A 21,305-nucleotide genomic window follows, 5' to 3' on the forward strand; every position below is an offset into this window, starting at 1 on the left:
TGGAAATGGAAGGGATCGGCGGTAGAGTGCGCCCATGACCGCATCGCTGGAGGATCTCGAGGAACGCCTGTCGCGCCTTCGCGCCCTCCTGCGAGAGGCCAGACGGGCCCGCGACAACGTGGCGACCGCCCGCATCCGCACCGAGCTCCGCGAGGCGGAAGTCGCGTGGGAGCGGGCCTTGGACGCCGAGGAGGGGGAGGTGGCAGCTCCACCTGTCTCTTCACCCTCGCCACCGCCCAGCGGAACCCCGGCACCCACCCCCACCGCTGGGACCGCATCCCGCTTCCGGCCCCAGGCCCACGGAAGGCAGCCCACCCACGGCGCCGTCCCGGTCCGCGAGCAGGTACACCAAGCGCTCACCCTGCTCGGTGCTCCCGCGCCGCCGAAGCTGATCTCGTCCGTGTACGAGGCGTTCTTCACCGAACCGCTGATCGCGACGAAACTCGCTTCGCTCCGCCGCGACGAGGAGAGGTCCTTCAGCGCACAGGGCTACGCGCGCCCCTACTACATCTGCGCCGCCCTCGCCCACGACCGGCTCACCCCCGCCCGCGGTCTCCTCGCCGTGTCCGTCTGGCCCCTGGAACGGCGCATAGTCGGTCCGCTGAGTCCGCGCACCGACTTCCTGGTCCATGCCATCGGCACTGCCGAGCAGGTCCTGCGACTCGACGCGGCCGGTTATCCCGCCTCCGATGCTGCCCACCAACTGCTGCGCCGTTTCGCGCTCAACATCCCCGGCGCGTACGACGACGAGGAGATCGACCCCGAGCGCGTGATCTCCGCGGCACGCACGGAGGCCGCAGTGCACCAGGAGGCGGACGATTCACTGCGCCGCGCGGCCGCCGACCGCGCGCGTGGCCAACTCGCCGACCTGCAGCAGCTCTTCGGGGCCCCGCCCATGCACGACGCCCTGCGCGGCTCGGCCGGCTTCACCGCCTGACCGACTGCCGGATTCCTCCGGTGCCGCCACAGAATTCCGCGTAAGAAGAGAAGATGCCTCCGCAGCACCCCTCTGCCCCCTCCCCGGGAAGGCTCGCCGTCCTCCGTGGACCGCGCCCTCCACAGGAGTACACGGCACGCAAGATCACTGCCCTCACGGCCAACCCGGCCTGCGCCCGCCGCGCCGTACTCGACGCAGCGGGCGTGGACAAGGCCCTTCTTGCCCAACGCCTGGGTCATGAGCCGCGTTTCGGCCGGTCCCCCTTCGCGATTCGGCGCGAGCAGAGCTTTGAGGCCCTGGTGAAGTGGGGCGGATACGCAGAGCTCATCCGTCTGCTCCGGGAACAGCTCGACGCCCCCGTCGAGGAAGCCGCGGTGGCGGACCTGTCCGAGGTGGGCGGCGAGACTTCGCTCGCCGTGCGAGCGGGCGAGACCCGGCGGTTTCTGACCCGACTGGCCTCCGGAGTCGACGAGCGGCTGATCCTGGACCGACCCGTGCTGACCTTGGAAGTCGCCGGCCAGACCGCCCACGTCATACCGCAGGCCCTCAGCCACCGTACGGGCGGACAGTTCTACGTAGTGGAGATCCGCTCCTTCGCGGCCATCGACGGCCAGGCGAGCCCGTCGGCGGTCGCCCAGACCACGAAACAGGCCGCGGTTTCCGTGCTCGCCCTGCGGCAGACCTTGACCGAACTCGGCCTCGATCCCACGGTGATCGCCCACGAGTTCCTTCTCATCTGCCCGAAGGACTTCTCCAACCGTCCCTACGGAAAGCTGATCGACCTCCGCCAGGAACTCGATGCCCTACAGTTCCAGCTGTCCCGTCTGCGCAGGGCCGACGATCTGGCGCACACCCTCTCGCTTTCCGCGACCCTCGACACCGAACGGCCGGAGGCCGAGATCGACGCCACGATGCGCGAGTTGGAGGCCAGCTTCACCCCCGACTGCCTCTCGTTCTGCGAGATGTCCCGGTACTGCCGGGACGAGGCCACGGTCTGCGCCTCCCCCGCGCGGCTTGGCACAATGGTGCGCAGCAGCCTGCCCGGCATCGACTCCACCCGGACCGCCCTCCGCTGCCTCGACGGCACCAGCGCCCCGGGCCCCGCCGAGGAAGCGGTCATCAACAGGCTGCGGGCCGCCGAACATCTCCGTCGGCTGCGGGGAGGAGCGACCGCATGAACGCCATCGCCACTGTGGCTGCCCTCCGGGCAGCCGAGTCCGGAGACGCCGAGCGGCTGACGACCGTGCGTCACGTGCACCTGGACGACGCCCCCTTCGTTCTCGTGCCGCTCACCCTCGCTGGCGAGGCCTGCGCCCCGCTGGCCGCACTCGCCGGCACGGATCCCGACCACCCGGCGCTCCTGACGGTCCGCCACCCCCACGACCAGACTGACCGATTCGACTTCGTCGAGAGCCTCGGGGACCTCCTCCTGCCCTACATAGAGGAGTGCCGCGCGGCGCCGAAGGAGCCGTACACGGTCGGGCGCGGCAAGGACAAGGAGGAGCGGGAGCGGCCCCTGCGCGCACCCCAGTTGCTCGTCCCGAACTCCGGGGGGATCTCGTACGTCCGGCTGCTCGGCCGCCTGACCCGACTGCGCGCGACGGACGGTCCGCACGCGGTCTCCCTGTCCGTGCCCCTGCTCGGCAAGTGGCTGACCTGGTTCGCCGACCGGGCCGAGTTCCCGGACTCAGGCCTGCTCCAGGCCATGACGCGGTCCCTCTCCGCCCACTGGGCCACCGGGCAGAGCCCCGCCCAGGACGCGCACCTGGCTTCCCTGCTCGGTTGGATCGATCCGCCCGCCGGACGCACCGGCGCCGAGACCGCCCGGGAGCGCGAGGATCCCGCGACGTGGCCGCCCGCGGGCCCGGCGACCGACCCGGTCTTCGATCGCACGCTCGACGAGCTGATCGCGAAGTACGACAGCGCGCCAGGGCAGCGGGGGCAGGACGCCGCCGCCCGCACCATCGACCATGAACTCCGGTCCCAGATGCTGCCGACGTGGCAGCTGATGTGGCAGGGAATCAGTCGGCTGCGAGAGCTCCCTGCGGGGGAGCACGTCGCCCGCCGACGGGCCTTCGACCGACAGCTGTTCGGCGAGTACGCCGCCTATCTGGACGACGACGGCCGACCTCAGGCCCGCCGCGACCACGCGGTGGGGGCAGCCCGCCGCCTCGCCCGTATGGAGGAGGCCCAGGCACGGTACGACGCCGAGCGCGCGTACGACGATCCGCTGGTGATGGCGGAGTACGAGCTGACGGGAGATGCGTTCACAGGCCTCGTCACTGCTCGGGACGAGGGGCGCACCGTCCCGGGGAAGCGGCCCGGATCTCCGCTGTGGCGTCCGACCATCACCCTGCACTGTGACCTCCCGGTGTCCATGGCGGCCGGGACCTCGGTCAAGTGCCCGGCCAGGCCCGGGCAGAAGGCCGAGATCCTTGAGGTGATTACCCACGGAGCCGGAGCCGGAGTCACTGTCCTGATCCAGTTGAACGGCGGCTTCGACAACAAGCGCAAGCCCCCAGCACCTGAAGGGACCTTGGCCGACCTGGGAGAGACGGTCACCTTCACCTCGATCGACCCGAGGAGCATGCCGTCTTCGCTCCCGGCCGAAGAGGACACTCCCTGGACCCACGGCGGCCCACCGCAGCCGTACGAACCCACCGGCGAGGACGCGGAAGAGGTTTGGGAATGACTGCCACCCCGGAGGACGGCAACGACGTGTCGCCCGGCGCACTCGCCGACCGTGCGGTCGCCGAAGTGCTGTCCGGCCTTGATTCCGCCGCCGGACGGGGAATCGTGGTGGACTCCCCGCCCGGCGCCGGAAAGTCCACGCTGGTGAAGCGGGCCACTGGCCACCTGACCTCGGCCGGCCATCAGGTCATGATCGTCGCGCAAACCAACGAGCAAGTTGACGACCTGGTCGACAACATCGCCCGGGAGTATCCTGATCTCCCCATCGGACGCCTGCATGCGAGCGGGTTCGCCCTGCCCGAACGAGTGCGCCGGCACGGCAGCGTGCGCGGCAGCAACGATGCAGCCGACCTGCGCGACCTACCGGTCGTGGTCTCGACCGCCAAGAAGTGGTCGTACGTGACCCCGGAGAAGTGTCCGCCGTGGCGCTGGGCCATCGTGGACGAGGCGTACCAAATGCGATCGGACGCCCTGCTCGCGACGGCGCCCTTGTTCAGCGGCGAAGGATCGCGCGCCCTCTTCGTCGGCGACCCTGGCCAGCTGGACCCCTTCGCCACTGTCGACACCGACCGCTGGCACGGCCTGACCTGGGACCCGCTCCGCAACGCCGTCGACGTCACCCTGGCACACAACCCCGACCTGTTGCGGCTCAAACTCCCCGTCTCCTGGCGGCTGCCGGAAATGGCGGCTCCCCTGGTGGAGAAGGCGTTCTACCCGTTCTACCCGTTCGTCTCCGGGAGTCGGGCAGGAGACCGCGTGCTCACCTACGGCACCGCTCCACACGGGGTGACTCCGCCAGATGCTGTACTGGCCCGCGCGGCCGAGTCCGGATGGGGCCTGCTGGAACTCCCCGCCCAGCACACCCTCGATGACGACCCAGAGGTCGCCGACGCCCTCGCGGACACTGCGGCCCGACTGCTGGCACGCGGGGCTCTCGTGAACGGCGAAACGCTCACCGCGTCTCGCATCGCCATCGGTGCGGCCCGCACCGTCCAGGCTGACTCGGTTCGCACGCGGCTGCACGCGCGGGGCCTTACGGACATCACGGTGGACACCGCCAACCGCCTCCAGGGGCGCGAGTTCGACGTCACCTTGGTCTGGCATCCGCTCTCCGGCCGCCAAGACGCCTCCGCCTTCCACCTCGAGACCGGCCGCCTGTGCGTCCTCCTCTCCCGCCACCGCTTCGCCTGCATCGTGGTGGCGCGGGCCGGCATCACTGACCTCCTGGACCGTCATCCCCGCAGCAGCCCCGTCTACCTCGACGTTCCGCCGAAGTTCCCGGACGGCTGGCGGGCACACCAGGTGGTCATGGAGTACCTGGAGAGCGAAGCCCTGCCACGCCCGTGAACCATAGGAGCCGTTGGCCGAGTGATTCTGAACCTGGAGCCAGAGGCTGTAGGCGAGTGGCTGACGAATGAGGCCGGCGCCCGGCCGGGAACCATTCCAGCCCCGATATACAGGCAGGATCCCGACTCAGACAGACGCCAGGTCATCCAGAGCTTTGTGAAGGGCAACACCCGTGGATGGCGTCGCCGCAGCCAGCTTTCGCACGTCCTCGTCGGTCAGGTACCTGTAGCTCCGCGGTGTATGGAACGAGCCGGTGGCTCGGAGGGACGCCAACGGAACGGGCACCTCGAAGCTGACCGGTTCCTCCAGCGAGAGACCGCTGGCCCGTGTCGCTCCGCTCATGTATTCGTCGTACTCGCGCCGGTCGGTATCGCCGTCCTAGGTCGTGTATCGAAAGTTGATCTTGGGCTGTGGATGATCACGGTTCATGGGCCGGGGAGATCTCACGGACGAGCAGTGGGCGGTGCTGGAGCCGTTGTTGCCGAGGGGGGCGAAGGCGGGTCGGCCGCCCGTCTGGCCTCGGCGGCGGCTCATCGATGGCGTACGGTTTCGGGTCCGGACCGGTGTTCCGTGGCGGGACGTGCCCGTCGAGTACGGACCTCGGGGCCGGGTCTACGACTGTTCCGCCGATGGCAGCGGAACGGCACCTGGCACCGGATCCTGACCCGGCTTCAGTCCCTGGCCGACGCAAGAGGCGCGATCACGTGGGACCTGAGCGTCGACTCCACGGTGTGCCGCGGTTATCAGCATGCGGCCGGGGCCCGCACGCGAGGTGACCTTCAGAAGGAACCACCGGGCGGCATCTTCACCGAGCCGGAGGACCACGCGTTGGGCCGGTCGCGCGGCGGGTTCACCACCAAGCTCCACCTGGCTGTCGAGCAGGGCCAGAAACCCATGTCAATCGTGGTGACCGCCGGACAGCGCGGGGACTCACCGCAGTTCGAACCGGTGCTGGAGAAGGTCCGCGTGCCCCGCCTCGGGCCGGGCCGACCACGCGTTCGTCCCGATCGCGTGCGGGCGGACAGGGCGTACGCCTCCCGCGGAATCCGCGCCTACCTGCGTCACCGTGGGATCCGCTGCACCATCCCGGACAAGGCCGATCAGGCGCGCAACCGCCAGAAGCTCGGCTCCCGCGGTGGCCGGCCACCGCGCTTCGACCCAGTCGACTACCGCGAGCGTCACGCGGTCGAGTGCGGGATCAACCGCCTCAAGAGGCACCGTGCTGTCGCCACGCGATACGACAAGCTCGCCGTCCGATACGAGGCGACCGTCCTCGTCGCAGCCATCAGCGAGTGGCTGTGACCCTCACCGTCACACGGTGGGATCCATGGTCCACATCTCCGGCAGATCGCTGCCGTAGAGGACAAAGACGAAAGGTGGGGCAGTCGAACGGCGGCGACCATGCCCTGTTGCCGGGCCGAGCACCGTCAACGACATCACTCACTGATCTGAGTGTGTGCTGGTCCCGAGTCGTAGCGGTTGAGAAACTCCTCCGCCGGGAGGTCGAGCGCATGCAGTTGGGAGAACACCTCTGTACCTGCGACCACCTCCTCGTCGCCGTCGGAGATCCTGTACGCCTGCACCATGTCGAAGACTTCGAGGTCGCTCTCCTCGGCGTACTCGGCCGACTCCCGCTCGGCCAGTTCGATGGCCTCGTCGAGGGACCGTGCCCGGAACAGCACGACACGCTCCTCGTAGGAACGATTTTCCCAGGTCAGCCACCTGTAGAAAGTTCTGGCGCTGTACCACGCCTTCGGCTCTTGCTTCATTGCCGGTTCGTCATCCCCTCGCGCCAAACCGTGATCGTCGCAAAGAAAGATCTACTTTCGCAACAGGCGCTAAAGGGTGTTGCACAACGGCGATCATGCTCGGATGATGTCATCGGTGACAAGGTCAACTATCCGCTTATGCGGCGATTCTTCCGTCCCGTTGACCGCCTGGATACTGGCTTCTGGAGATCATTCCGGCCTTGTGCAACACCCTTTAGGCGGAGTTCGTCCGCCTAAAGCGTCACCGCTGCCGGAGAGACCACCTTGACGCGCGCGACGGCCCAGGCGATGTCGGCCAGTCGCACGAACTCGGGCTCTCGGGTCACCAGCACCTGCAGGCCGACACAGGAGGTCTCGGCCACGTACCGCAGACGAGCGCGCAGGTCGCCATCGAGCGCGACACCGGGCAGCTCCTTGCCCACGGCCGTGATCAGCTCCTGCTGGCGGGCGACCACTGCGGCGGCGTCGGGCGTCAGGACACGAAGCCTAGACAGACCGGCGCGCTGTGGTTCCGCTGCTCACGATCTTCGACCGCCTGCACGTGGAGGAGGAGCTGTGGCGTGTAGGCGAGTTCGACCAGGTCTGCGAGCCACCCGGCCTCAAGAGCCCGCGACTCCTCGACCGCGTTCTCAGCGCCCGCGCCGCGAAGTCCGGAGAAGACGGTGTGGTCGGCGGTCACGACCAGCAGGGCGTCGCTCTGAGCTCCGGCGAACAGATCCTCGTGACCGTGGTCCAGCCACCAGGTATCGAGGGTCTCCTTGTCACCCCCTCGTCCCAGGCCCTCACCCTTCGGAACGAAGCCGAGACCGCTCCACGTGGCACTGAGCCCGTAGTTCCGCCGGCACCTGGCCCGAATGCCGAGCCGATGTCCTTGGCGACGGCGGAGCTCTGCGATCAAGCGGCTTGCGATCCCCTTGCCCCGACGCCCCTCCGCCACGCATAGGTGCACGAGACGAACGTGCTGGCTGCGCTTGGGCAGCCCGAAGAGCGCGTAGCCGACGAGCTCGCCGCCTTCTAACGCGACCAGCAACCCACCATCGTCGGCGTACTTCCGGTACGCGGGCGGCGTCAGCAGCCCCAGCCCCTTGGTGTACCTGTTGCCCAGGGCGATGGCCGCGCCGAGCATGTCCGGCTGTTCTCCAGTCACCGGCAGAACTTCGATCATCCTGTTCCCCCTCAGCCTCCTTGCGTGTCCAGCCGATCACGCCCCCACCGCATAGTGTCGAACCACGAGGACACCGGGCCACCGTTTGGTCAGATCCGGCTAGGTCGGCGCGAATTGCTCCTCATGGGCACGTCACTGACTGCTGTGGCGACGGTCGAACAGATCCAGCGGGCAGACCGTGCCGGACCGCGGGGCGGTTACCGAATCGGCAGCCACTAGTTGTCCGGGAGTGGAGACCAACGACAGCCGCAGAGGCGTGCCGAGTCCGCGGGACGCGAATGCCAGGAGGGTGATGGTGGCCCAACGCAACCGAGACACTGCTCCAGAACTCGCCTTGCGACGTGCTCTTCATTCCTTGGGCTTCCGCTACCGCGTGAACTTGCCCGTCCCCGGGATGCCGCGCCGCCGCGCTGACGTCACCTTCACCAGATGGCGAACCGCAGTCTTCGTCCAAGGATGCTTCTGGCACGCGTGCCAGAAGCATCTGCACGCTCCGAAGCACAACTCCGAATGGTGGCGCCAAAAACTCGAAGGCAATGTCCGCCGCGACGAGGAGACCGACGCCCACCTCGTACGCCTGGGCTGGCTGCCGCTGCGCATCTGGGAGCACGAAGGCGTGGACGACGCCGTTGGCAGGGTGACTGCGGCACTGGCGACCCGTGACCATCCCCGGGCCCTACGTCTGGGGGGCCAGGGCATGGCCAAGTGACGTGACCTGGTGGGGCCACTTCGATCGGTCCGAACAATGCCTCCGCGTCCGCCGTGCTTCTGTCGCATCAGGGAACGGGGCGGATCACACTGCGGCCGTGTCCGGTTCGTCTGCGGCCGATGGGTGCACGTGCCTACCGGGGTTGAACGGTGTGAACCAGGCGCCGAACGCCATGGGAGCAACGCCGAGGGCCGAGCCCACCGCGCCCTCGTCGATCCCGTCCATCGAACCGTCGTACAGCCACTCGTGGTCCATGTCCTCGTAGACGTTGTCGGCGAAGACTTCTAGAGCGTTCGAGACGCCGTCGTCGAGCAAACCGAACAACTCCAGGGTGACGGTCGTCTGGCTCAAGAGCAGCCTCAGGGCAAGTTCCTCTGCGACGCAACTCAGCTGGTCAAAACTGCCGTTGGTGAAGCGGGTGGTCATGGCGATCACGGTCACCAGGAAGCGGCGGGCGAATCGTGTGTCGTACTGGAGGACGTACCTCTCCGGCAGGTCCTCCAGGTGCCACAGCGGGCCGTCGCACTCTCCGACGTTGGTGTCCTCCTGTTCCAGGGTGTGCACGTCCTCGAACAGCTCGTCGATCAAAACCTCGGTGGCGTAGATCAGTGCGCCGGCAGCCAGCGTGGCGTCCTCGGGCGCGACTGCGAAGCCGTAGTCGTCGCCGTCCTCCTCCCCGGGGTCGTCCTGCACACCGAACATCACTGGTGGAAAGGAACGCAGCTCGTCCGCCAGCACGAGCATCCGGGCGCGCACTTCCTCGGCCTTCGCTTGCGCGTCGTACTCGCCCCCTTCGGCTGCTGCGGGCGGCTCGGCATGACGGGCTTTGCGGGCCGCGGGGTCGTCCGGCGGGCCGTCCGGGCCGTCGGCGGCGGCGAGGCTCTCCTGGGTGAGCTCCGGGTGCAGTTCGACTTCGCACCGCTCGACCTTCCAATCCGCGAGCAGCTCGGAGCGTCGAAGCACTTCGCTCACAACGTCCCGGACGGCATCCTCCGCGAATTCGAGCGCCTCGGCGTCGACGAACACCTTGAGCAGTGCACCGCCTGGGTACACGCCCACGATCGTGTCGAGGAGGTCGACCTCCATGCCGTCCGGCCCGTCGATGCCGTCGACCGAGGCGAAGCCGCTCTCGATCAGCGCGACGGCCCCGGCACGCTGCAGCGGGTCCATCTCCGGAGTTCCCTCCGAGATGCAGATGTCTACGGTCACTACGTACGTCACGTGTCCGAGCCTGGCAGACGGATCGGAGACGAGGGGGAGAATCGAATCGGTTCGTCAAGCCGTCACCCCACGAAGGCGACTGCCACCCTCGCTCCGACTCCCTCGCACTACGTTGCGTAGCTCTGCACGACGCTTGAATCAGGCTCTGGCCAGCGGCGCCCCGTCCTCCCCAGCAGCAGTAGCTGGGGAGGATGAAGCCCCGCTGGGGAGCGGCTGGGGAGGATCGGCTGCATGAGTCGGCAGCACGGCGAAAGAGCCGGAAAGGTGGATCGACACAGGTCAGAGCACCGCTTCAGCCGGTTCCCGCAGGTCAGTGGCCTGAAGGCGACGACTTCAAGAAGATCTCCTCGTGGGCCGCCATCCTCTTTGCACCCACATTCGTGGGAACCAGCTCCGGCATGGACCTCGTCGCGATGCCGGAGCTGGACTGGGCCTTCGGGTATCCGTTCGCGATCCTGCTGATGGCGGTGGTGTGCGCGAGTCCGTACTTCGTCTTCAAGAGGCGGCACTGGCTGTAGACGGTGATCGGCCGGCCTCACGTCTCGTGCGGGTCGATGTCCAGCCGAGGCAGCAGGACCCGGAAACAGCACCCCTCAGCGGGCGCCGACCGCAGTTCGACACGGCCCCCGTGCGCGCTGACGAGTGCCTGGACGATGGCGAGGCCGAGTCCGGAGCCCCCGCCCGTCGTCCGGCTGCGCGAGTTGTCGGCGCGGTAGAAGCGTTCGAAGACCCGTTCCTGTTCGTCGGCCGTCAGACCGGGGCCGGTGTCCTCGATCTCGATCACCGCGTGGCCGTCCAGGGAACCGACGCCGACCCGGATGCCGCTGCCGGGCGGAGTGTGGTCGACCGCGTTTCCGACCAGGTTGCTGACCACCTGCCGCAGTCGGGCCTCGTCCGCCAGGGCGGGGGCCGAGGTGGCCTTGCCGGCGTCCGGGCCGGTCAGTGTGACGCGCCGGGCGGGATCCATGGCGTGGATGTCGTGCAGCGCGTCGACGGCGAGCGTGCGCAGGTCCATGGGCGCGAGTTCCAAGGGGTACGGGGTCGGCGCGGCGGCCTCCGGCCGGGTGAGGTACGTACTCTCGTCGAGCCTCGCGAGCAGCAGCATGTCCTCGACGAGCCTGCCCAGGCGCTCGGACTCCCGGGCGATGCGCCCCATCGTCTCGTCGACGTCTCCACGGCTCGGCAGCGCGCCCATGCGGTAGAGGTCCGTGTATCCCTTGATGCCGACCAGCGGGGTGCGCATCTCGTGACTGGCGTCGGCGACGAAGCGACGCATGTGTGCCTCTGCCTCCTCCCTGGCCTGGAAAGCCGTCTCGATCTGGACGAGCATCCCGTTGAGCGAGGCGGTGAGCCGGCCCGCCTCGGTTCGCGGCCCGGCCAGCGTCGGCACACGGCGGGAGAAGTCACCGTGAGCGATCGCCGCCGCGGTCTCCTCGATGCGGGTCAGCGGGCGCAGGCTCGAGCGCACGGCCAGTCGGCCGACCGCCGTGAGGAGGCAGAGCAGGACGCCGCCCACGGTGGCGGAGATCGTACGGATCTCGCTCACCGTGTCGTCGACGTGGGAGAGGGACGCCGCCACGATCACGTTGTCGGGCCGAAGGGAGTCACCGGCCGGGGCGTCGGCGCCCGGGACGTAGGGCACGGCCATGACCCGCCATCGCCCCTCCCCGTTGCGGGAGTCGACGGTGAACGGATCTCCGTTCCGCGCGTCGACGGCGTGCGCGTCGAGGGTGGGGAGATCCGGCCCGCCTCCCGGCGGAGTCTCCGATGGTGGTGTCCGGGTGAGGACCGTGCCCCGATCGTCCGCGTAGAAGACCACGGGGTTGCTGAACCGGCTCCACTGCGGGGGAAGTCGCCCGGATCCCGGTGAGGCCGCCAGCACGGCGGCGGGCAGCCGGGCACAGATCTGCGTGGTGATCTTGAGACGGGAGTCGGCCTGCTCCATGAGGTATCCGCTCAGCGCGCCGCTCACGAGGAACGCGTTGGTCACCAGACCGACGGCGAGCAGCGTCGCGGACAGGAACAGCAGACGCGCGCGCAGGGAGTACCGGTTCACCGTCCGCCCGATCCGCGACGCGGCCAGGGACACCCTCACGGGCGCGGGCCGCGCATCACGTATCCGATGCCGTGCACGGTGTGGATGAGTTTCGGCCCACCGTTCTCGATCTTGCGCCGCAGATAACTGATGTAGGTGTCGACGATGCTGGGATCGCCACCGAAGTCGTATCGCCATACGTATTCGAGAATCTGCGACTTGGACACCGTGCTCCCGGGGTTCGAGAGAAGGAAGTGCAGCAGCCGGAATTCGGTGGGCGAGAGGCGGACGGGCACACCTCCTCGGATGGCCTGATGCCCGTCGAGGTCGAGTTCGAGGTCGGCCATCCTCAGGGTCGACCGGGGATGTCCCTTGGTCCTCCGCAGAATCGCCTGTATGCGGGCGATCAGCTCTTCGAGGTCGAACGGCTTGGTGACGTAATCGTCTCCGCCGAGCAGAAGTCCGTTGACCTTGTCCCGTGTCGCTTCGCGGGCGGTGAGGAAAAGGACGGGAATGGGGCCCGGTCGGCCGGTCGTCGCCGCGTTCGGCTGCTCGCGGAGGCGTCGGATCACTTCGAATCCGTCCATGTCGGGGAGCATCACGTCGAGCAGGACCAGGTCCGGTGGGTGCTGCGCCGCCCTGTCCAGGGCCTCTTCCCCGGTGGCGGCCGTGTCCACGGTGAACCCGGCGTAGCGCAGTGCGGTCGGCAGCAGTTCCCGGACGGTCTGCTCGTCGTCGACGACGAGCAGGTTTCCGCCGGTTGTCGGGGAGGGTGTGGTCATCGTCGGCATCCTGGACGGGAGTGGTCGCCTTGTGGCGGGTTCACGGGTGCTCGGCGGCCGCGGGTGCGCGCTCCGTCGGCGTGGACGGGCTCGGCCCCGGGCCGGGCCGTTGCTGCGCGACGTGAGCCGTGGCCGGTCGCAGCAGGCGATAGAGGTGGCTTCCACCGTAACCTGCGGCGCCGCCGAGCAGACTTCCGGTCAGACAGGCCAGGAGCCAGTCCCCGCTCAGGTCGGCCGTGGCGCCCCCCAGCCGCATACCCATGACAACGATGCCGAATCCGCCGGAAGCCGTCGTGAGCCAGGACACCAGGGCCGTACACAGGGACGTGACGACACCGATGCGCACGGCGATCAGCAGATGGAAGCCGAGCAGTGCGTTCGCCGCCTCACGCGGGGCGGGGCGGGGGGTGCGGGCGGTGGCCACATAGCCGCAGACGGACAGTGCGGACAGCAGCAGTGCGAGCCCGACGATCCACAGGGGAATCCCCGCGACGGCGACGTCCATCACGTTCTTGCCGCGGGGAGCCGACTCGGGGGGCGCCTCGGCCTGGCCCGCGAGCATGTCCGCGAGACCGCCGCCGCCCTGATTCCGCTCCAGGGTTCCCTGCCAGGCGGAGCCCTGGCCCGCGGTGAGGAGGATCGTCAGCAGATTGGGGGTCAGGAGCAGCAGCCCCCCGACGGCCTTTCCGGCGCCGCCCGGCAGATCGCCACCGCCCAGCGCCGCGGCGGCGAGGGCCGCGGCCGGTACCAGCGGAACGAGGGCGAGCACGAGGTGGACACCGACGACCGCGGAGGCCGCCGGTGTCCACCTGAGCCGGAGGGAGGACATCGCGAGCCCACGGGGCAGGCTGGTCCGGCGAGCGGCGACACAGCCGATCAGCAGGACGACCAGCGCCCAGGTAAGGCCCTGTACGGCGACCGCTCCGGCGTCGACACCGACGCCGACGTCCTTCATCGCCTCACCGAGTCCACGTCCCCCGGGGCGGCCCCCGCCCTTGCCCTGGCCGAGCTTCGAGGTGACGGACCCCGGCAACCGCAGCTTTCCGGACGCGTGGGAGGCGATCGCGGCGAACAGCGTCACCGCGGCGAGGGCAGCCCCCGCGAAGCGGGCGCCGAGCACGGGCCCGGTGGGCCGCGCCCGTCGCCCGAGCGGCCGGAAGAAGAGTGTGGCGAGCACCACGGAGCCGACGAGCGTGAGCGACAACGGCATGAGGTCCAGGCCGCCCGTCACCTCCAGGCGCACGCCCCCCGCGCCTCCTGCTCCTCCTGCTCCTCCGAAGGGACCGCCCGGCCCGCCGCCGGTGGCTCCGTCGGCCACGGCCCGCCCGCCGCCCGCCGACGACAGCGTCAGTGAACCGCCCACCGCCATGGCCAGGAGGAGGGGCACCAGCCGCGTCGGCGTGCCGACCGATTCGGCGTGCAGAATCAGCAGGGACAGATATCCCACGAGCGCCATCGTCATGACGGCGACGACCACCGAACCCGCGCCTTCCAGAAGGTGGCGGGGGGCCGATCCCCGACCTTTCGGTGCAGATTCCCGCGATGTTTTCTTTTCCGACGGGATAGGCATAAGGAGTTCCCTCTCCGTTTTCGACTGTCAGGGACGGCTGGCGTGCGCGAGTGCGACGGAATCTCCGCGCCCCTCTTCGGCCCGTAGGCGGTCCCCTTCGACATCCAGATGGGGCAGGACGGAATCGAGTCGGCGGGGAAGCCACCAGGCCTTGTCGCCCATGAGTGCCAGTACGGCCGGAACAAGGGTCATCCGTACGATGAAGGCGTCGATGAACACGGCGACGGCGAGGCCGAAACCGATGGTCTTGACCATCTGCTCGTCCGCCCCCATGAATCCGGCGAACACGGCCATCATGATCAGGGCCGCGGCCGTCACCACACGTGCGCTGTGCCGGAATCCGGCGGTGATCGCTTCATGGGCCGTCCGCCCGTTGACGTATGCCTCGCGGATGCGGGTGACGAGGAACACCTCGTAGTCCATGGCGAGGCCGAAGACGATTCCGACCATGAAGACCGGCATCATCGACATCACGGGCCCCGGCTCGGTGACGCCCAGCAGCGAGGAGAACCAGCCCCACTGGAAGACCGCGACGACAGCGCCCAGCGAGGCGGCGACGGAGAGCAGGAATCCCAGGGCGGCCTTCAGCGGCACGGCCAATGAGCGGAAGACCATGACGAGCAGGAGGAAGGCGAGTCCGACGACGACGACGAGGTAGGCCAGGAGGGCGTCGTTCAGCTTCTGCGACACGTCGATGTTCATCGCCGTACTGCCCGACACCATCAGTCGGCCGCCGTCGCCGTCCATGACGTCGCCGCCCGCCTCACGGACGGCGTGGACGACGGCCTCCGTCTCGGCGGCTCCAGGGCGTGACGCGGGGATGACGGTGATCATGGCGGTGTCGCCGACGGCGTTGAAGCGGGGCGGGCCGACGGTGACCACTCCCTCGACGCCCTTCAGTGCCGTGGCGAGTTCGCCCACGGTCCGCTTCGGATCTCCGCTCCCCCGCGCGTCGGCGACGGCGAGGAGCGGTCCGTTGAAGCCGGGGCCGAAATGCTCCGAGATGAGGTCGTACGCCTTGCGCTGCGTACTGGCCACCGGCTGGGAGCCGTCGTCGGGCAGCCCCAGCCGCAGGGACGCCGCCGGAACGGCCAGCGCGCACAGCGCGACCACACCGACCGCCAGCACGGCGATCGGCCGACGGATCAGGAACGCCGCCCAGCGGCCGCCCGTGTTCGGTGCCTGCGGTGCGCGGGGGTCGTCCACGGGCTCGGAGTGCGTCGGCCTGTTCCGCGTCCTCGGTGCCTCGATACGCCCGCCGGCCACGCCCAGGAGCGCGGGGACGAGGGTCAGCGCGACGAGTACGGCCAGGATCACGGTGCCCGCCGCCGCGACGCCCATCTTCGTGAGCGGCGGGATGCCGACCACGGCCAGGCCAGCGAGCGCGATCACCACGGTCAGACCGGCGAAGACCACCGTCGAGCCCGCCGTGCCGAGCGACCGCCCGGCCGCGTCCTCCGGCGACCGCCCGTCGGCCAGCTCACCGCGGTAGCGCGACACGATGAACAAGGCGTAGTCGATGCCCACGGCCAGGCCCAGCATCATGGCCAGCACGGACGTGGTGGAGTCCAGTCCGAACAACGACGCCAGGGCGGTGATGGAGCACACGCCGATGCCCACGCCGATGAGCGCGGTGATCAACGGCAGCCCGGCGGCGGTCAGCGATCCCAGGGTGATCAGCAGGACGACGGCCGCGACGGCGAGCCCGACCGCCTCGGCGGCGTGGGATCCCCGCTCTCCCTTGAGGACCGCGCCTCCGGCCTCGACCGTCATACCCGAACGGGAGGCTTTCGCCATCGTGTCGCGGAGGGCCTGGCGGGACCGCTCGGAGAGTTCCGTGCCGGAGACCTCGTACGTCACCTGCGCGTACGCGGCCGACTCGTCGGCGCTGACGGTCCCGGCCTCGAACGGGTCGGTCGCCTGGGCGACTTCGGACCCGGAGGCGATGGCGTCGACGGCGGCCGAGACCACGTCCCGCAGGGCCGGGTCGGTGATCCTGCCGCCCTCCGGCGCTTTGAAGACCACCCGTGCCGTGGCGCCGTCGGCACGCTGCCCCGCGAACCGCTCGTCGATCAGGTCGTGGGCCCGCTGGGACTCCGTGCCGGGCAGGGCGAAGGACGCGGGTCCAGCCGCGGGCGCCCTGGCAGCGGCCGCACCGCCCAGCGTGAGCAGTGAGATCCACACCAGGACCACGAGGGAGCGGTGCCGGTGAGCGAACCGGCCCAGTCGGTGGAGAAGGGCTGCCACGTGGGACTCCTGAGAGGGGATCGGCATACGGGAGACCGCCGGCGGACGACCTTGACGGGGCAGTCGCACGGCACCCGCGCAGAGGTGTTCGGCGGAACGTCACGTTCCGCAGGGCGAACATGACGTCCGCCGGTGCCGTCGTCCGTCGGCGTGCCCGCACTCTCCCAACCGGACTTCGCAGCTTTCGGAGAGTTCCTGGGAGTTTCCTGGGTATCGGGCCTCGCCGTCGCCGTGAAAAGACCAGCATTGCCCCGATATCCGCCCTCACGCGATTCGGGGATTCCCAGAGAACACCCAGAAAGGCACCGCCGGAGATGAACTCGGGATCGCCGTGGCGGCCAAGCTGATACCCGCGACGGCAGTTCTCAGGAACGGGCGGGGCCACGGCGTACGGCCGGACCCCCGTCGAGCTGCCTCACCGCTTCATGCTCTCGCCCTGTCTTCCCCACCTCCCGGGCAGCGCCGATTCCGCGTCCCGCCCGGCACAAGGAGCGAACTGTGCCCAAGCCTGAACAGAACCTGTCGCGACGAGCCTTCGGCGGCGCGGTCGGGGCAGGGGCCGCCGCCGCGGTGGTGGGCCTGCCCGCCCCGGGGGCCCATGCGGCGCCGGCCGCGTCCGAGGCCCCCGGGGAACGGCCCTTCCGAGCCGCCACTGACCGCAGGGCCGAGAGGCCGAACCTCCTCCACATACTCGCCGACGATCTCGGTTGGGCCGATCTCGCCTGCTACGGGTCGCCGCACATCAGGACCCCGAACCTCGACCGACTCGCCGCGCAGGGGGTGCGGTTCACCGATGGCTACGCGGCGTCCTCGACGTGCTCGCCCACCCGGCTCAGCCTCTACACCGGCCGCTATCCGGGGCGTACGGAGGCCGGGCTGGAGGAGCCGATCATCGAGCGGTCCACCGTCGGTCTCGAACCCACCCATCCCACGCTGGCCTCGCTCCTGGGCCGGGCCGGGTACACGACGGCGATGATCGGCAAGTGGCACTGCGGCTTCCTGCCGGACCACTCCCCCACCAGGTCGGGCTGGGACGAGTTCTTCGGGAACTTCGGCGGGGCCCTGGAGTACTACTCGAAGCTCACGAGCGACAGGATCTACGACCTGTACGAGGGCGAGACGCCCTACGAGGACCTGCGCCATTACACCCGGGTCCTCACCGAGCGGGCGAGCGAGTTCATCGCACGCGACCACGACGAACCGTGGCTGCTCAACCTCAACTTCACCACCCCGCACTGGCCCTGGATCGCCGAGGGCGACACCGAAGAGGCCGGGCGGCTGGAGAGGCTCGTCCTCGGGCTACCCCTCGAACAGGCCCGACTCGCCCTCGCTCATCTGGACGGCGGGTCCCTGGCCAAGTACCGCGACATGGTCGAGAGCCTCGACCGCTCCGTCGGCGAGGTCATGCGAGCCCTCAAACGCTCGGGGCAGGAACGCGACACCCTCGTCGTCTTCTCCAGCGACAACGGAGGGGAGCGTTACTCCGACAGCTGGCCGCTGACCGGAGGCAAGTACGCGCTGCTCGAAGGCGGAATCAGGGTGCCGACCATCGTGCGGTGGCCCGCCCGTGTCGACGGCCGCCAGGTCAGCCACGTGCCCGTGTTCACTCCGGACTGGACCGCCACCTTCCTCGACGTCGCCGGAGCCCGCCCCGACCGGGCCGCTCCACTGGACGGCGTGAGCCTCACCGGATACCTGCTGCGTGGTGAGGGGGAACCCGAGCGGGACCTCTTCTGGCGCACCCGCGGGGAACGGGCCCTGCGCCGCGGCAAGTGGAAGTACCACCGCGCCGCCAGAGCCAGGTTCCCCCACAAGGACGGCAAGGACACGCTCTACGACCTGGCGCAGGACCAGCGGGAGTGTGCCGACCGGTCGGCACACGAACCACGGCTGGTGGCCGAACTCAGGGCCGCCTGGGAGAAGATCGACGCGGGGCTGCTGCCCTATCCGGCCTAGGGACACGGCGCCGGGCGCCGTGAGCGTCGCTCGACCGCCCGCCGCCCGGCTTCCCCCGTACCGCCAGTCCCGGCCCCCTCAAGCAGCCACGAATCGGAAAAAGCCACCGCTGATGTCCCACGACCACACACCGCCCGAGCCCACCGCACCGGAGACCGCTCCCCCCGAGGCCGCCGCCCGGGAAGCGGGGGCTTCCCGGGCGGCCGGGCCCGAGGCCCGCCCGGAGACCCCCCCGGCCCGCCGCCGCACCCGCCGTTCCCGGCTCCGCCGACGCCTGCTGGTCGGCCTCGCGAGCACCGTCGTCCTCGTCCTCGGTGCCGCCGCAGGGCTGCTCTGGCTGGCCGCGGGCAGGCTCGTCCACCCCATGGACGACACCCCGCTGAACACCCGGGTCGTCGCCTCCGCACCGGGAACGGTGACCCTGCCCGCCACCACCGAGAGCCGCGCCACCGGCACGTACGGCCTGGTCTGGCATGACGAGGAGACCGACCGGCGCCACCACGGCACCCTCGGCCCCGTCCTCGTCTCCGACGACGACACCGTCACCCGCGAACTCACCGCCGACATCCCGCCCGCCCCCGGCGCCAAGGCGAAGGTCATCGTCACCGTGTGGAACTCCGACCCTGGGCGAGCCCTCGGCCTCGATCACCAGGACGTCACCTATCCCGGCGAACTCGGCCCGATGCCCGCCTGGTTCCTCCCCGGCACCGGCACCACATGGGTCATCCAGGTCCACGGCCTCGGCGCCGGACGCGCCGCGGGACTGCGCACCATGCCCCAACTGCACGACCTGGGCCACCCCGTCCTCGGCATCACCTACCGCAACGACCCCGGCGCGCCCCGGGACAGCGGCAACACCCGGCACTTCGGCGACACCGAATGGCGCGACCTCGACGCCGCCGTCCGCTACGCCCGCGACCACGGAGCCACCGGCGTCGTCCTGCTCGGCCACTCCATGGGCGGAGGCATCGTCGAGACCTACCTCCAACGCGCCGCCGACACCAGCGCCGTGCGCGCCGTCGTCCTCGACTCGCCCGCCCTCGACTACCGCGCGACCCTCGACACCATCGTCACCGGCCTCGGACTCCCCGCACCCGTCGCCGCCCTCCAAGCGGGGATCGTGGGCCTGCGCGCCGACGTCGACCTCGACGACGTCGACGCCCTGGCCGCCAATCGGCGCACCGGCGGCCCCAAGCAGCCCGTCCTCCTCTTCCACGGCACCGGTGACACCGTGGTGCCGTACGCCACCAGCGCCGCGTTCGCCCATGACTGGCCCGACAAGGTCAGACTCGTCACCGTGGAAGGGGCGACCCACACCGGCGCCTGGAACGCCGACCCCGGCGTCTACGCCGAGGAGCTCGCGGCGTTCCTCGCACAGCACACCTGAGGGCGTGCCCAGGCAGCTCGCACAACGGGCCGACGCCAGATCACTCCGCCACGATCCCGCTCCCGTACCGCACTGCGGGAAGAAGCGGGGCCGGGCAGCGAGAGCCCGTGCGCGATCGGACCCTCGGCGTCCGGGCCGGGTGGCGCGAAGGGCTCCTGAACGCGGGCACCGCACCGACGACGCCGACCAGGCCGCCTACGGCAAGGGCGGCACGAGGATCGGTACGTCCGACCGGGACGTTACCCGCGGCGTCAACCCGCGACTCCCGCCCGACGCAGCCGTGGAGGGCTCGCCGCCCGCTGCGTGCTCTCCCCGAGGGCTGTCCCGTGGTCCCCGGCGGGCGCGCGGCGACAGCCACGGCACCTCCCGCGTCGTCGGACTTCGAGGCCGGCACGCCTCACACGACGGTCCGTGCGGGTCAGCACGCCGAGGGCGAGGACCTCAAGAAGATCTCCTCGTGGGCGGCCATCCCGTTTGTCCCCCACTCGTGGGAACCGTCCACGGCACGAACTTCGAGACCGTGCCGGAGCTCCGGTGGGCGGTCGGCCACCCCTTCGCGATCCTGCCGATGGCCGTGGTGTGCGCGAGCCCGTACGTCCTCTTCAAGAAGCGCGACCGGTCGTGGACGGCGGGCAACGGTCACTGGTCGAGTCCGCCGCATCGAACGTCTCCGAGGAGCCGGTTCGGGGCGCTGGCTAGCCTGTCCCCGTGAAGCCCACCGATGACCTCCAGTTCCCCGCCGCGCTGGCCACCGCGATGGCCGTTCGATTCGACTACGCCGACGGGAGGACCGGGGTCGACTTCGAGCCCTTCCCGGCCTTCCTGTCCGCTGCCGAGACCACCGACTGGTTCCGGGCGTGGACCGGGAACAGCGAAGTGGACGGAGGCGACTTCCGCGTGTTCGGACAGGACGGCACGGGCGGGTACGCGGCGATCTGGCTCATCCGCCCGGACCGGCCCCTGGCCGAGCAGCCCGTCGTCTTCCTCGGGTCCGAGGGAGAGACCGGTGTCGTCGCCCGCGACCTGGGCGACTTCCTGTGGCTGCTGGCCGACGGCTTCGGCCCCTGGGAAGCCGTCAACTCGTACGAGCCCGGCTGGAGCGCCCGCCCCCGTCCGGAGCTGAAGGCCATCGCTGAACGATTCGCACCACACCGGCCCCGGTCAGCCACTGCCGTGATCGAACTGGCAGCCCAGGAGTTCCCCGACTTCGACGACACCCTCATGGGGCTCTGCCGCTGACCCGGACGGCGGCCCCTTCACCTGCCCGACCGGGACAGCGGGAAGAGGCCCGGCTGGATCGTGGTCCTGCCGGGCCTCAAGGGGCCGAAGCGGATGGCGTTGCCGCCACCGGGGCCGTTCCCGCCCCGATCGCATACCAGCACGTACCAGCTCAAGCAGTTGCTCGACTGCCGCCAGCCGCACCCGCGCCGGATCAGCCCTCCGTGCCCCGCGCATGAGGGGGAAGGTGCGAACCGGGTTGCCCTGCGGC

General features: G+C 69.9%; 17 protein-coding genes and 1 pseudogene. 10 read left to right on the plus strand and 8 right to left on the minus strand.

The genetic code is table 11. The features are described 5' to 3' along the window. Nucleotides 1-34 precede the first annotated feature (34 nt). The 5 genes from ACIO92_RS04295 (at nt 35) to ACIO92_RS04315 (ending at nt 6,277) form a co-directional block, all read left to right on the plus strand. Nucleotides 35-937, plus strand: coding sequence for a hypothetical protein (locus ACIO92_RS04295; RefSeq protein ID WP_402280872.1), 903 nt, complete (start codon nt 35-37; stop codon nt 935-937). Between the two features lie 203 nt (nt 938-1,140). Next, entirely contained in the window at nt 1,141-2,115 is a 975-nt protein-coding gene (locus ACIO92_RS04300; RefSeq protein ID WP_402280870.1) for a hypothetical protein, read from the plus strand. Next, a complete protein-coding gene (locus ACIO92_RS04305) occupies nt 2,112-3,629 on the plus strand; it encodes a hypothetical protein (RefSeq protein WP_402280868.1) in 1,518 nt (505 codons plus the stop codon). Before ACIO92_RS04300 ends, ACIO92_RS04305 begins: the two co-directional genes overlap by 4 nt. Continuing rightward, nucleotides 3,626-4,975 (plus strand): AAA family ATPase, encoded by a 1,350-nt coding sequence (locus ACIO92_RS04310; protein ID WP_402280866.1) that lies wholly within the window; start codon nt 3,626-3,628, stop codon nt 4,973-4,975. Before ACIO92_RS04305 ends, ACIO92_RS04310 begins: the two co-directional genes overlap by 4 nt. 427 nt (nt 4,976-5,402) lie before the next feature. Further along, nucleotides 5,403-6,277, plus strand: a protein-coding gene (locus ACIO92_RS04315) for an IS5 family transposase (protein WP_402280863.1) whose coding sequence is annotated in 2 segments (ribosomal slippage) — nt 5,403-5,595 and nt 5,595-6,277 — 876 coding nt in all. Because the reading frame shifts where the segments join, the coding sequence is not laid out codon by codon here. Nucleotides 6,278-6,411: 134 nt separating this feature from the next. Here the strand turns inward: ACIO92_RS04315 and ACIO92_RS04320 are convergent. The 3 genes from ACIO92_RS04320 to ACIO92_RS04330 form a co-directional block, all read right to left on the minus strand. Then, nucleotides 6,412-6,744: a DUF4288 domain-containing protein gene (locus ACIO92_RS04320; RefSeq protein ID WP_366445879.1), complete on the minus strand. Its 333-nt coding sequence runs from the start codon at nt 6,742-6,744 to the stop codon at nt 6,412-6,414. A 233-nt stretch (nt 6,745-6,977) separates the two neighbouring features. Beyond that, nucleotides 6,978-7,199, minus strand: a complete 222-nt coding sequence (locus ACIO92_RS04325) for a hypothetical protein (RefSeq protein WP_402280861.1) — start codon at nt 7,197-7,199, stop codon at nt 6,978-6,980. A gap of 17 nt (nt 7,200-7,216) precedes the next feature. Beyond that, on the minus strand, nt 7,217-7,909 hold the full coding sequence (locus ACIO92_RS04330) for a GNAT family N-acetyltransferase (protein ID WP_402280859.1): 693 nt from the start codon (nt 7,907-7,909) through the stop codon (nt 7,217-7,219). A 256-nt stretch (nt 7,910-8,165) separates the two neighbouring features. Here ACIO92_RS04330 and ACIO92_RS04335 point away from each other — a divergent pair, with 256 nt between their 5' ends. After that, complete coding sequence (locus ACIO92_RS04335) at nt 8,166-8,618, plus strand: very short patch repair endonuclease (RefSeq protein WP_402596688.1); 453 nt, start codon at nt 8,166-8,168, stop codon at nt 8,616-8,618. A gap of 84 nt (nt 8,619-8,702) precedes the next feature. Here ACIO92_RS04335 and ACIO92_RS04340 read toward each other — a convergent pair whose 3' ends face one another. Then, complete coding sequence (locus ACIO92_RS04340) at nt 8,703-9,788, minus strand: hypothetical protein (RefSeq protein ID WP_402280856.1); 1,086 nt, start codon at nt 9,786-9,788, stop codon at nt 8,703-8,705. Between the two features lie 383 nt (nt 9,789-10,171). On the opposite strand from ACIO92_RS04340, the pseudogene ACIO92_RS04345 reads away from it, so the two are divergent. Beyond that, nucleotides 10,172-10,357, plus strand: a pseudogene (locus ACIO92_RS04345) (CorA family divalent cation transporter); the annotation flags it as partial. A gap of 17 nt (nt 10,358-10,374) precedes the next feature. On the opposite strand, the gene ACIO92_RS04350 reads toward ACIO92_RS04345, so the two are convergent. Genes ACIO92_RS04350 through ACIO92_RS04365 form a run of 4 tightly spaced genes read right to left on the minus strand, consistent with a single transcriptional unit; the run spans nt 10,375 to nt 16,473 of the window. Then, the gene (locus ACIO92_RS04350) at nt 10,375-11,895 is read right to left on the minus strand and encodes a HAMP domain-containing sensor histidine kinase (protein ID WP_366445051.1); all 1,521 of its coding nucleotides are present in this window, start codon (nt 11,893-11,895) and stop codon (nt 10,375-10,377) included. Between the two features lie 35 nt (nt 11,896-11,930). After that, a complete protein-coding gene (locus ACIO92_RS04355; RefSeq protein ID WP_401242103.1) occupies nt 11,931-12,665 on the minus strand; it encodes a response regulator transcription factor in 735 nt (244 codons plus the stop codon). Between the two features lie 31 nt (nt 12,666-12,696). Beyond that, nucleotides 12,697-14,226 carry a streptophobe family protein gene (locus tag ACIO92_RS04360; protein ID WP_402280853.1) on the minus strand — a complete coding sequence of 510 codons (1,530 nt, stop codon included), beginning with the start codon at nt 14,224-14,226 and terminating at the stop codon, nt 12,697-12,699. A gap of 27 nt (nt 14,227-14,253) precedes the next feature. After that, complete coding sequence (locus tag ACIO92_RS04365) at nt 14,254-16,473, minus strand: MMPL family transporter (protein ID WP_402280852.1); 2,220 nt, start codon at nt 16,471-16,473, stop codon at nt 14,254-14,256. Between the two features lie 498 nt (nt 16,474-16,971). On the opposite strand from ACIO92_RS04365, the gene ACIO92_RS04370 reads away from it, so the two are divergent. The 3 genes from ACIO92_RS04370 (at nt 16,972) to ACIO92_RS04380 (ending at nt 21,055) form a co-directional block, all read left to right on the plus strand. Further along, nucleotides 16,972-18,429, plus strand: a complete 1,458-nt coding sequence (locus ACIO92_RS04370; RefSeq protein WP_366445047.1) for a sulfatase-like hydrolase/transferase — start codon at nt 16,972-16,974, stop codon at nt 18,427-18,429. A gap of 112 nt (nt 18,430-18,541) precedes the next feature. Beyond that, nucleotides 18,542-19,816 carry an alpha/beta hydrolase gene (locus ACIO92_RS04375; RefSeq protein ID WP_402280850.1) on the plus strand — a complete coding sequence of 425 codons (1,275 nt, stop codon included), beginning with the start codon at nt 18,542-18,544 and terminating at the stop codon, nt 19,814-19,816. A 708-nt stretch (nt 19,817-20,524) separates the two neighbouring features. After that, entirely contained in the window at nt 20,525-21,055 is a 531-nt protein-coding gene (locus tag ACIO92_RS04380) for an SMI1/KNR4 family protein (RefSeq protein WP_401242115.1), read from the plus strand. Nucleotides 21,056-21,305 lie beyond the last annotated feature (250 nt).

It is taken from the genome of Streptomyces sp. NPDC087215, assembly GCF_044744885.1.
GTDB lineage: Bacteria > Actinomycetota > Actinomycetes > Streptomycetales > Streptomycetaceae > Streptomyces.